The sequence below is a fragment of the Bradyrhizobium macuxiense genome, assembly GCF_007993935.1.
GTDB classification, from domain to species: domain Bacteria; phylum Pseudomonadota; class Alphaproteobacteria; order Rhizobiales; family Xanthobacteraceae; genus Bradyrhizobium; species Bradyrhizobium macuxiense_A.
In genome coordinates this window covers 55,923-68,273 of the sequence record NZ_VITY01000015.1, presented here as the reverse complement: position 1 = coordinate 68,273, position 12,351 = coordinate 55,923, and the positions used below count along the sequence as shown (strand labels likewise).

General features: G+C 60.9%; 6 protein-coding genes. All 6 read right to left on the bottom strand.

What is annotated here, in order from left to right:
• Positions 1–8: 8 nt before the first annotated feature.
• Entirely contained in the window at positions 9–1,085 is a 1,077-nt protein-coding gene (locus tag FBZ93_RS32170) for an acyltransferase family protein (RefSeq protein ID WP_146991440.1), read from the bottom strand.
• A 149-nt stretch (positions 1,086–1,234) separates the two neighbouring features.
• A complete protein-coding gene (locus FBZ93_RS32165) occupies positions 1,235–2,314 on the bottom strand; it encodes an acyltransferase family protein (protein WP_146991439.1) in 1,080 nt (359 codons plus the stop codon).
• A 1,287-nt stretch (positions 2,315–3,601) separates the two neighbouring features.
• The gene (locus FBZ93_RS40855) at positions 3,602–3,748 is read right to left on the bottom strand and encodes a hypothetical protein (protein ID WP_167529314.1); all 147 of its coding nucleotides are present in this window, start codon (positions 3,746–3,748) and stop codon (positions 3,602–3,604) included.
• A gap of 43 nt (positions 3,749–3,791) precedes the next feature.
• Positions 3,792–10,472: a tetratricopeptide repeat protein gene (locus FBZ93_RS32150; RefSeq protein ID WP_146991438.1), complete on the bottom strand. Its 6,681-nt coding sequence runs from the start codon at positions 10,470–10,472 to the stop codon at positions 3,792–3,794.
• 50 nt (positions 10,473–10,522) lie between these two features.
• Positions 10,523–10,792 carry a hypothetical protein gene (locus FBZ93_RS32145; protein WP_146991437.1) on the bottom strand — a complete coding sequence of 90 codons (270 nt, stop codon included), beginning with the start codon at positions 10,790–10,792 and terminating at the stop codon, positions 10,523–10,525.
• Between the two features lie 71 nt (positions 10,793–10,863).
• On the bottom strand, positions 10,864–12,351 hold a 1,488-nt coding region (locus tag FBZ93_RS40850; RefSeq protein WP_167529313.1), incomplete at its 5' end, for a hypothetical protein.

The following is a 12,351-nucleotide window of genomic DNA, read 5'->3' as shown; positions in this document are numbered from 1 at the left end:
GAGCCATTTCACGTGCTTGCCGGAGCTCGACGCAAGCGCCGAAGGCCGCGGATCGCATCGCGCGCCGGCACCTCAAGCACGAAATGCGTACCGATCGACACGACGACGGTCGTTCCGACCAGCAGGCCGAAAATCGCCGGGGACCAGATGTCGAGCGGCCCGAACCTCGTCATGAAACTGATCAGGATGATGAAATGCGTCATGTAGATCGAGTAGGAAATCACGCCGAGGAAGTGCATCGGCTTCGATCCAAGCAACCGTGAACTGAGCGAATCCTCGCCGGTCCCAGCGAGCACCACGAACGGCCACAGGAACACCGGCATCTGCGGATTGATCAGCCCGCAATAGGCCAGCAGCACAATGAGCCCGACGCCGCACCAGATCACGCCGGAAAATCGCGTGCACGCGGCATGAAGCCCGTCCCGGCGCTGGAAGCTCGCGAAGGCCAGCCAGCCCGACACGAATCCGCAGGTTGCCCGCACCACCGGGACCCAGTAGCTCAACTGACTTTCCGGGACGCTCAGGCCGATGCTGCCCTCAAAATAGTAGCGAGCGAACAGCCAAAAGCCGACGGCGGAGCAAAGCACGATGCCGAGAAACCTGGTGGCAACCGTGGACGGTGCGTTCCGGAACAGCAGCAACGGGAACAGCACGACATAGCAAAACCACTCGGCCGAGAGCGACCAGGCCGGCGCGTCCCAGTGCATGCCGGTACCGATCACCGGCCACGCATTCAGCATGGCGAGCTGCAACACGAAGTCCAGGGCAGCGCGGTCGGCGGGATAAGTGACCGGATCGACCAGGTACGGCCACACGTAGAGCGCGCCGGCGGAGATCAGGCAGACCACATAGAGCGGATAGACTCGGGCAATGCGCGCCGTCAGATAGTCTGAAAAGCGGAACGTCTCGCGGCTGTAGACATAGGACAGCGTGAATCCGCTGAGGCAAAAGAACAGGTCGACGGCGTTGTGCCACATGAACGCGGCGCCGGCATTGGCTGGAAAAGCATTGTTGAAATGAGCGAGAGCAACGGCCATAGCGGCCGCCCCTCGCAGCCCGGTTAACGCCCGTAGCTCCTGCCGCATTCCCGCGCCCTTGCCTCGCGGGTTTTCCCGCGTAGGGGCGAGTGCTTACCACTTCTGGTAGCGCATACACAATCAGCGCGATCGTGGTGTGCGGTTAAACTTTAGGTGGAGTGGACCCAGCAGTCCGCCGCAACAGAAAGGTCTGCCTGTCACGCGCTGGTCTGCGCCGGGCGCAAGTGTTGCAGGCTCCGGATGACATCGCGCGCTGGCCGCTCGAAGAAGAAGTAACTGCCTGCGAAGACGGCAAGGGTTGTACAGGCCAACAGGACATAGGTCTGGGCCGACCAGGTACTGGGCACACCGTACGCGGCAAGGTATCCCACGAAGAGGATGTAATGCGTCATATAGATCGAGTACGAAATCACGCCCAGAAAATGCAGCGGCCTTGATCCCAGCAGGCGCGACGTGGCCGATCCCTGGTCGGTCGCGGCCAGGACGACGAATGGATGGATGAACACCAGCGCCTGCGGATTGAGGAGATCGCGGTATGCCAGGACAACGCCGACGATCAAGGTCGACCAAATCAACGCCGAAGCCCGTGTGCAGAAGGTGTAGAGCCCGTCGCGGCGTTCGTAGCACGCGAAGACGACCCAGCCAGCCGTGAAGCCGAAGACCCCCCGGAGAAGAGGGACCCAATAGCTCCATTCGCTTTTCGCATGGTAGATCTGGGCCGTGCCGAGGTCGCCATCGTAATAGCGCACGAAGATCGAGTATGACGTCGCCGACAGCACGACGATGCAGAGCAGCCTCATTGCTGCCGACCTTGCCACCTTCTGGTAGAGCAACAGCGGGAACAGTACGAGGTAACAGAACCATTCGGAGGATATCGACCACGCCGTCACGTTCCAATGAACGTCGGATCCGAAGGGCCACGCGTTCAGCATCAAGGCCTGAAGCGTGAGGTCCGATAGCGCTTCTTTGAGCGGGTAGGTCGTTGGATTGAACTGTAGCGGCACAATAATGGCCGCGCCGGCGATGACCGTGGTTAGAAAGTAGAGCGGATAGATCCTCGCGATGCGAGCCGTCAAAAAGCCGGAGAACTGGAAGTCCTCGCGGCGATAGACGTAGGACAGCGTAAAGCCGCTGAGAACGAAAAACAGGTCGACGGCGTTGCCCCACATGAAGGGGGCGTTGGCGTAGCCGGGATAAAATAGCTGAAAGTGAGCAAACGCGACGGCCATCGCCGCCACTCCGCGCAAGCCAGTCAATGCCCGTAGCTCCGGCCGCATCGCCCTGCCCGATTTCTGAACTCCAACCCGTTCGATGGATGCTTACCACCGCGGGGCGTGTCGGGACAATCAGAGCGATTACGGGGGCGAAGCGAGCGGATTTTGCGGACACGGCCCGCCTTCGCCCTCCGGGCTTCGGCGTGGCAGCCTTCGCTCACTTCGCTACGATGGAGCTTTGCTGGCCTGCCTAGCCGTAGTTTGCGAGTTCGGATTGTGCGGCCAGTCCGTCTTCGCTTTCGCTGCGCTCAAGCTACGCCGGACACGCTTCGCCCTGACGGGCTGCGCCACGCGTAGCCCGTCAGGGCGAAGCGTGGTGGGGGAGGCAGGACTCGAACCTGCGAAGCCATGAGGCGGCTGATTTACAGGCGTCCCCTTCCCTAACAAAGTCAGCGGCTTAAGGGTCGCGAATCCGGCAAATTGAACCCAATTTCCGAGGCTATCTGGCCAAGGGTCGCACACCCTCGCGATCCAAAATAGCGACTGTCGTTGTGATGGTGTGCGCCTGCCATCATCGGCGGACTTGGCAACTCAACGCCGACCATCGGTAGAACCTGGCAGCAACCTCCGGCGATCAGGCCTGAGCCTCAGAAACCGCGACGCGAGCGAGCGCGGGCCAAGATCTGACGGAGCCCACCTGCTTATGGCGGGCGAACGGGCCGAAACCGCCCCGTGAAGGCTCCGGCTAGCATAGTTGTTGCGCAGCCTGCTGCCGGCCGTTGTTCGGCCAGTCTGCGTGCGCGGGAAGCCTTACTATGGCGGGTGGGTTCCTGGCTGTCCGTCAAACTCTATCCAGCGACGGCCACCGTTAGCTAGCGTGGGGCAGTCCAGTCCATCATAGGGGCCACGGAAAAGCGATAATCTTGATATTCCAACTACTTACCCCATGCTTTCAATGGACTAGAACGTGAACCAGGTGCACACGTGTGCACTCAAACTAGCCCAAATTGCACACGTTTGTACCGCATTTGATCTCGCGGTGCACACGTAGCGCACACGAAAAAGGAGCGGAGTGCACACGCGATGCCGACCTTTACAAAGCTAAAGTCGGGAAGCTGGCGCGTTCAGGTCAGGAGGAAAAGCGAGTACGTCGCGAACACCTTCGTCCGACGGCGTGACGCGGAGGAATGGGCAATTGATGTCGAGCGCTCAATTGATCGCGGCTCGTCCATCCTCCGAACGCGATCCAAGAAACCATTGCAAATGCTAGATTTCTTCCCTCAGTCGCTCTTGGTAACATCGCAAGCTACGGTCGAAAGCCACGAGTGCGTTGCGAGCTGGCATTGATTATCAGGCAACCGCGTGCGCGGTCCTATCGAGACGATCATCGCCAAGAACGCAAATATCGACGATCCCGACTTCTGAAATCCCGCCGAGCTCACCAAACAGCCGCGAGAAAAACTGACCAAGCGGCCCAAGCGAGCCTTTCGTCGCCACCCTGCTCTGCCCGACGCCGAGGCTGCAAGCCTGGGACCGTTCGTTAGTGGTACGACTTCTCTTCGATCAAGGTCGAGCCTGCCAGCTCACTGATCTGTCGTTTCACTGCACTTCGTCGATCATTCGTCGTGTAGACTGCGCGAGCAAGCGTGACGAATTCTACGCCGAAGTCGGAATGGTGCTCACAGTCGCGGATACGGTCTTCGATATCCCAGAGCTCCCGGTTGATCGTTTCAAGCTCGCTCTCTAGCGCCGCCATGCGGTCTTTCGCGGGTGCGCAACGTCGCCGTACTTCATCCAGCAACACTAGCTCCCTCTCGACATTGGCGAGCTTGTTTCGATCGGCGATACGCTCGGTCTTGATTCGCAAGATTGTTATCTTGTCGACCAATTCACCGATCGGCACCGGAATCGTCACAACCGCAGAGGCGCTGGTGCGAGGAACCGCTTCCGGGTTGAGCCGCGCCAGCTCGCCGGCGAGCCGCTCGAAGACCTCGTCCCAGTCGCCGGCGCGGGTTTGCCGAAACAAGCGGGCCGTCGGATACCAAGGCGAATCGTCACGATCGAGCAGCCAGCGCCAATCCGGGACCTTCTTGAGAACGATCCAGACTGGACGCCCGAGTGCACCGGCCAGGTGGGCCACGGCCGTGTCCGAGGTGATGATGAGATCGAGATTCATCATGACCGCGGCGGTATCGAGAAAGGCGTCCGCTCCTGCGTCAAAATCGGGTTCTAGCGTCTCTATCCGGAAACTGTCCGGCAAGGCGTCGATTTGCTCGAGACCATGGTGCTTCTGGAGACTAATCAGCCGAACGCCAGGCAACGTCGCGACCGGCGCGAAGGCGCGGAGCGGAAACGAGCGCCCAGTATCGACTTTTGCGTTTGGCTCGCCCTGCCAGGCTACGCCGATCTTGAATCCATTATCGCCCAGCCGTGCTTTCCATGCCTTGGCGCGCGCCGGATCGGCGGCAAGATAGGGAGCGTTGGCGGGTATGGTTCCCTCGCTCATCCCCAAAACCGCCGGCACGCTAAGGAGCGGCAAGTGAAAGTCATAATGCGGTAACGGCTCGCCCGTGGCGTATACGGAGTCCGCGAGGACGTTAGAGCATTGCAGCAACGCGACCAGCGATCGCGGTGCCTCGAATAGGACACGAGCCCCACGTGCGGTTAGATGCGGAACAAAGCGCACAAATTGGAACGTATCACCGCGACCCTGCTCGGCGTAGAGCAGGAGAGTCCTGCCGGCTAGCTCCTCTCCATGCCACTGCGCCCCCGGCAGACGTCGCGGCACCTTTCCCTTGACCCCGCCCTTCCAGCGCCATTCATATTCGCGCCAACCGTCAGCGTCGTGCTGCTTCAGCAAGAGCGCAAAGGCCAGATTGAAATGGCCCTCGGGAAAATCGGGCTGAAGCGCGAGCGCCCGTCGATATGCGACAACGGCCGCGTCGATATCTCCCTTCTCCTTGAGCGCATAACCTAACCCAAAGTGAAGCGGGGCGAAATTCGGCGCGAAAGCAATGCCGTGCTCGGCCGCGGCGACTGCCTGCTCTAACTCGCCTTGCTTGCTAAGAGCGACGACCAGGTTTGCGTGGGCCTCCACAAGGCTAGGCGATTGAGCTAGCGCCCGCCGGTGAGCAGCCACCGCCGCCTCTGCCTCACCCTGCTCGGCAAGCGCGGCGCCAAGGTTTGTCCAGGCTGCAGCATAGTCCGGCCGCACGGCCAGTGCATGACGATAGCTCTGCACGGCCTCGTCGAGCCGGCCGAGCGCCATTAAGGCATTGCCAAGATCGTTGAGCGTCTCGTGATGCGGGTTAAGAGCCACTGCGTGCTCCCAACTCCCGACAGCCTCATCGAGGCGCCCCTTTGCTTTCAGGGCGTGAGCGAGCCCAACATGGGCCTCCCACTCGCGCGGTGCGGCGGCGATTGCCCGTTCGAAGCTCTCCTGAGCCTCGTCGAGCCGATTGAGCTCTCGCAAGGCAATGCCACGGTTACAGAGCGACTTCGCGTCATCGGGACGAAGCTTGAGTGCCAGGTCATAGCTTGCCACCGCCTCTGCGCGACGTCCCAACCTGTAAAGCACAGCACCCTGGTTGGTCAAAGCCGGCGCAGAGTCCGGACTTCGCTTCAGCACTGAATCGATCAACTCAAGCGCCTCGAGATCACGGCCCTGCTGATGACGAATGAGGCCGAGCAGGTGGGTCGCATCCAGGTGATCGGGTTGTGATGCCAGAATGGTCAGATAGACGCGCTCGGCGTCCGCAAATTTACCTTTCTGATGTAACGCCATGGCCTTGTCCAGCAAGCGCAGGAAGCCAGCAGGTGGACGCTCCGGCAAGGTCGGTTCGGTGCGGGGCTGCTGCGAGGCGGGACTGAGGCTCTCGCTTGCACGGGCTTTGCAGACGTCGCGTTGATCGCTTCGCAGAAGTTCGGAATGAGCATTGCCGCTTGCTCGCGTAGCCAGTTCCAAGGCAATCCGCGCGAAGACTTCGTCCCAGTCACCCGATCGGCTTTGCCGGAACAGGCGCGCGGTGGGGTACCAAGGGCTGCCCTCGCGGTCGGTCATCCATCGCCAGTCGGGAATGTGTTTCAGGACGATCCAAACTGGCCGGCCAAGGGCTCCCGCCAAATGTGCTACGGCGGTGTCGGAGGTCACGATGAGGTCGAGGTTCATCATGATGGCCGCGGTATCAAGGAACGCGCCATCTCCGGCGTCGAAATCGGCTTCCAGAGTTTCAATCATCATTCCGGTGGGCAAGTCGGCCACCTGCTCTCTACCCGCGCCCTTTTGCAGACTGACCAGCTTTACCCCGGGAATGCGGCAGAGCGGCGCAAACGCTCGCAGCGGAATCGATCGTCCTTTGTCAATTGGCCCCGAGGCATTACCCTGCCAGACGACGCCGACCCGGAAGCCGCCATCGGGCAACTGGTTCGTCCATCGCTCGACCCGGGCCGGATCGGCCGAAAGATAGGGAGCAGCTTCCGCCCTGCTTTCGACGTCAACGCCAAGGACGAAGGGCACGCTCATGAGCGGCAGATGCCGGTCGAACTCAGGGAGCTCGTCGCCTCTTGGTACAATACTCACCTCGCAATCGAGACCACGCAGGAGGCTGACCAGCCGCGGCTGTGCTTCCAGAATCACCTTTGCGCCAAGCTGCGCCACTGTCCTGGCAAAGCGGGCGAACTGGATAGTGTCACCCATCCCTTGCTCGCTATAGAGCAAGACGCGTTTGCCTCTTACGTCATCGCCCGTCCACTCCGGGGCAACGAAATTTCTTTCGACAGAAGTCTTTTTCCGACGGCGCCATTCGTGTTCGCGCCAACCTTCGCCAAATCGGCCGAGCAACAACAGCAGATAGCCTCGATTGAAACGAAGCTCGGCATTTTCGCTGTCGATCTCGATAGCCCGATCATAGCTCGCAAGAGCCTCCGCGAAGCGACGCAATCCCGCAAGCGCATTTCCTCGGTTGCAGAGCGCCTCGACGTGGTCAGGCCTCACCGCCAATGCAGCTTCGTAGCTCGCCAGTGCGTCTTCCAGCTCATCAAGCTCCTTGAGCGCGTTACCGCGACCACAAAGAGCATCGGCATAGTCTGACCGGATCGCCAATGCGCGATCAAAGCTGGACAGCGCCTCAGGAACTCGTCTTAGCTGCAGGAGAACCGCGCCACGGCTGTAAAGCGCCTCCGCATGATCCGGCTTTCGCGCGATGACCTCGTCATAGCTTGCCAGTGCCCGCTCGTAGGTCGCCGACGCCTCGTCCTGCTGTGCAAGAGCAACGAATGCGTTGCCACGGTTATGGAGCGCATTGGGGTGACCGGGTTCGAGATCGAGAATCTTATCGAAACTGGCCAGCGCCTCATTCGGCCGTCGCAATTCGAGGAGGGCCCTGCCTCGCCCGTCCAGCGCCGTCAGGTAGTTCGGCCTGGCCTCGATCGCTCTGTCATAAGCGAGCAACGCTTCCTCGAAGCGTCTCAATTCGAGGAGAGCATTGCCACGATTGAGAAGTGCTTCCGCCCAATTCGGCGCGACAGCGAGCGCCGCATCGTATCTGGTCAGCGCCTCCTCATGCCTTCCAAGCACGCTCAGCGCAGCGCCAAGGTTGACCAAAGCCGGCGCCGATCCGGGATTGCTTTTTAGTGCAGCACCGATCAGCTCAACTGCCTCGAGGTTTCGACCTTGTTGGTGGCGCAGCACACCCAGCATATGGCTGGCATCGAAATGATCAGGATCGGATTGACGTATCTGCAAATAGAGGTGCTCGGCTTCGGCAAAGCGTGTGTTCTGATGATGGGTCAACGCCCGATCGAGCAACCAGCCCAAATCGAGCGAAGCGTCCTCGCACAAATCTCCCTCTGCCTTACGCATTGGCGGAGCGGCCGCGAGCGGCACTAGCTCCGCTGCAACCCTCGACAGGACCTCGTCCCAGTCGCCGGTACGCGCCTGTCGGAAGAGCCGAGCTGTCGGATACCAAGAAGTGGTTTCGCGATCCGACATCCAGCGCCAGTCGGGAATCGACTTGAGCAGAATCCACACAGGGCGGCCGAGGGCGCCCGCGAGATGCGCGATCGCCGTATCGCAGGTCACGATGAGGTCGAGGTTCATCATGACTGCGGCAGTGTCGAGAAACGCATCTGACCCGACATCGAAACCGGGCCCCAGCGTCTCGACCCTCATTTCGGTGGGGAGGCTCGCCAACTGTTCAGCTCCGCTTCCCTTCTGCAGGCTGATTAACGTTACTCCCGGGACACGATTCAGAGCCGCGAAGGCCTTGAGCGGAAGGGAACGTCCCTTCTCGATCGGGGACTTGGGATTGCCTTGCCACGCGATGCCGACACGTAGTCCCTCGGCCGGCAGGCGTGGAGCCCAGCGCCTGATACGGTCGGGGTCGGCGGAAAGATAGGGCGTAAACGCGGCGCTTGGCTCGACTGGAAGACCCAGAACGAAGGGCACGCTCATCAAAGGAAGATGGAAGTCGTAAGCAGGAGCAGCGTCCCCCTGCCGCATTACGCAGGGACCGCCGTCGATACGGCGCAGCAGCGCAGCTATCGGCGGTTGGACTTCGAGGATGACGTCGGCGCCAAGCCCGGCAACGGAGCTCGCAAACCGGGAAAACTGAACTGTATCGCCGAGGCCCTGCTCGGCATACAGCAGCACACGCTTGCCGCTTATTGACTCGCCCGTCCATTCCGGTCCGGTGAAGTTTCGTTGAATCCAGTTTTTGGTCCTGCGACGCGATTCGTATTCGCGCCAGCCATCGCTCGCTCCTCTCCGCAGCAGCAACAGGGATCGGTTGAGGCGGTAGTCGGCATTCTCCGGTTCGAGAGCAATCGCTCGATCATAATTTGTTGTCGCCTCGTCGAACCGGCCGAGGTCGACAAGAGCGTTACCTAGATTGCTGAGTGGGTTGGCATAATCAGCCTTGAGTTCGAGCGCTCGTCGATAACACCGAAGCGCTTCGTCGATCTGGTCGAGATCCCTGAGCACGTTGCCCCGATTGCTGATGGCCTCCGCATATTCCGGCTTTAGATTGATTGCCTTGTCAAAGCACTGGAGCGCGTCGTCGAACCGCTTGAGGTCCCTGAGCGTATTGCCTTTGTTGTTGAGAGCAGCTGCGAAGTCGGGCTTTATAGCGATGGCCCGATCGTAAGCCTCGAGCGCCTGTTCGTGCCGTTGCATCTCGTGGAAGACATTGCCCCGGTTGTTGAGTGCGTCTGCAAAATCAGGGCGAACTGCGAGTGCCTGGTCCAGGCTCTTGAGCGCCTCTTCGCGCCGCTTCAGTGCCATTAGCGCAGTGGCGCGATTGCTGAGCGCCCCGACGAAGTTCGGACAAATTTCAAGCGCGCGATCATAGGCGGTTAATGCCTCCTCGAAACGCTTGAGCGCTCCAAGCGCATTGCCCCGATTGTTAGTGGCTTCAAGGAGGTCTGGGGAAATCGCCAGCGCGCGATCGTAGCACTCGAGAGCCTCCGCAGGTCGATCCAGTTCCAGCAGAAGATTGCCGCGCCTGCTCAGGACTTCCGCGCTGTCCGGCTTCAGCTCCAGGATCTGATCGAGGGCTGCCAACGCTTCGTCAAAGCGCGAAAGCCCTTTCAGGGCATCGCTGTGACGAATCAGAGCACTGACCTGACCGGGGCAAATTGCCAAAGCGCGTGCGTGGCTTGCGATCGCCTCCTGCGGTCGACCCAGCGCCATGAGCACATCACCACGTTTGTGCCATGCCGCGACCTCGGCGGGTCTGATCGCGAGCGCCTCGTCAAGGCTCGCCAGGGCCTCTCCGAATCGATGCAGCTCGAACATTGCATGGCCGCGATTGCAGAGCACCTGCGCGTCCGCCGGGCGCAAGGACAAGGCACGGTCATAGCTCGCGATGGCCTCCTCGAAACGTCCGAGTGCTTGCAGTGCTGCCCCGCGGTTTCCTTGTGCCGCCGCGGAAAGAGGAATGACCTTGAGCGCCCGATCGATCAGCTCGAGCGCTTCGCGCGGACGGCCTTGCTGATGCCGCACGAGCCCCAGCAGATGCGTCGCGTCGGGATATCCCGGGTGTTTCCGGAGGATCTCGAGATAGCGCCGTTCCGCCTCGATCAGTCGACCGCTCTGATGAAGCGCGATCGCTCCATCAAGCTGGCGCGCCGGATCCGCCGCGTTCCGTCCTCGCCGCGGCTGTGCCGGCCGGTCGCTGCGCGGCACATGGCGGGCGGAAGCTTGGCGGGTCCGATCAACATTCATTGAGCGCTGCGATCCTGTTCGATGGCGAGATCGGGCCTTCGGGCGAATTGTCAGGCGTCGGGCCGCGGCAGGTCTTCTGGTGGACGACCAGAGACGACGCCGCGCTGAAGCAACTCGTTCAGGACGCGTTGCAGTATGTTGATTGAGCTGACAAAGCCCGGCAGCGGCAGATTGACCGAAAGGTGAGTGTCCCGCTCGGTTTCGCTGGTAGCGCCGTTGGTCGGTTGCCCCTTTGGCCGCACCACGTAGAAATCGATGCGGACAACACCGGCCACAATCGAGATGTTTGTAATGCCATCGGCAAACAGATCTAGCTTCATGTCACTTCGTTGCCCTGCAGGCCGCGGCACGGCGCGCGCCGCGGCTCATCCAACGCGGATCCACAAACCGATCAGACGGTCACTTGCGAAGTTGCTATCCCGATCCCGTGGTCGGTCAGTACCTTCCACATACCCGCCTGATCGTTGGTCTGAACGTCGCTGATAACTCCGTTTGAGTTCCAGCCGATTTGACTGCCGTTGGTCGTTGTGACCAGTTGATCCGAGTTGAACGCTGCCAGCGCGTTCTTCAGATCCTGGCCGGTCACTACAACATCCTTGCCGTTCAACACCGTGCCGGCGGTTTGCGCCCGGTCGGCCACAACAAAGTACCCGTCCTTGCTGTAGTTGCCGATTTGGACCGCGCTCCAGTCGGTAGAACTCGTCTTGATGAAGTCGAGGCTTCCGCCGTAATCGAGCGTCGCCTTGCTGGTGTTGAACTCGAACGTTGCGTTTGGTCCGGAGTCGAGGACGCCGTTCGTTGGGCCATTGTCCACGTTGTAGGTCGCGCTGGGAGTATGGCCGTCACTGAACGCTAGCTGACCTGTCAACCACTTCACGGCTGTCCCTACGAGGTCATTGCCGCTTCCGGCGCTGAGCAGGCCGGGATCGGAGTCCTTGTTGTCGATGTTGAGCTGTGCGGCGACCGCCTGCTGCATGAGAATGAGCCGCGCATCACTGCTGGTGGTCATGCTGCCGCTGACCAATTCCTCCGCTGCCAGCCAGGGAACCGACAGCGTCGATTCACCCGTGTCAGTGCTCCCGTTCCCGTTCGCGTCGCCCAACAGCACGCCGACATTGGCGGTCACATGAGGCGGTCGGTCGGTTGTCGGTGACGTACCGTAGGGTACGACGCCGTGCGTGGGCAATGCGCTGATCACGTCCGGGGTCGACAGCACACCGCTTTTCACCAGGTTTGCATAAGTGTTGTCGTTGTCACCATCCCAGGCATCCAGATGCTGCGCCCAGAATCCGGCAGTTAGCCCTGGCATTTGCGGGAACAGGGACATGTAAACCGCGGTGTCGCTATCCGTCACAACGGCCGAGTTGCCGTAACTGTCCGTCGCCGTCGCTGTGACCGTGACGGTGTCCGGGTTGACCCCGGCGGCTGCACCGATGGTGACCTTGCCCGAGATTTCGCTGGCACCCGCTGCCAAGGTGGTGCCGACGGTAAAGACCAGGCCGGTGTTGTCGGTAACAGTGATGCCGGTTTCTTTGAACGTCGACGTGTCGGTGACAACCACCTCATAAGTGAGCGTGGATCCAGATGATACGGTCAGGGTGCCTGCCGACAGGTTCGTGCTATTGAACGGATGAGTGCCGCCAATCACCAGGCTTTCAAGGAAGGCGATGTCGTCTGAGGTACCGTGATCGGTGTCATCGATCAGGTACCACGTACTTCCCCCGTTCACCGAGACAAGCTTCTCAATGTTAACGGAAGGACTCGCCGCGCCATAGCTCGCGCTGTCGGTGTCGCTGACCCCGACCGTGTTGCCATAGGTGTCGCTTGCCGTCGCATGCACCGTCACGGTGTCGCTGCCGCCGCCGGCCAGGGCCGAGCC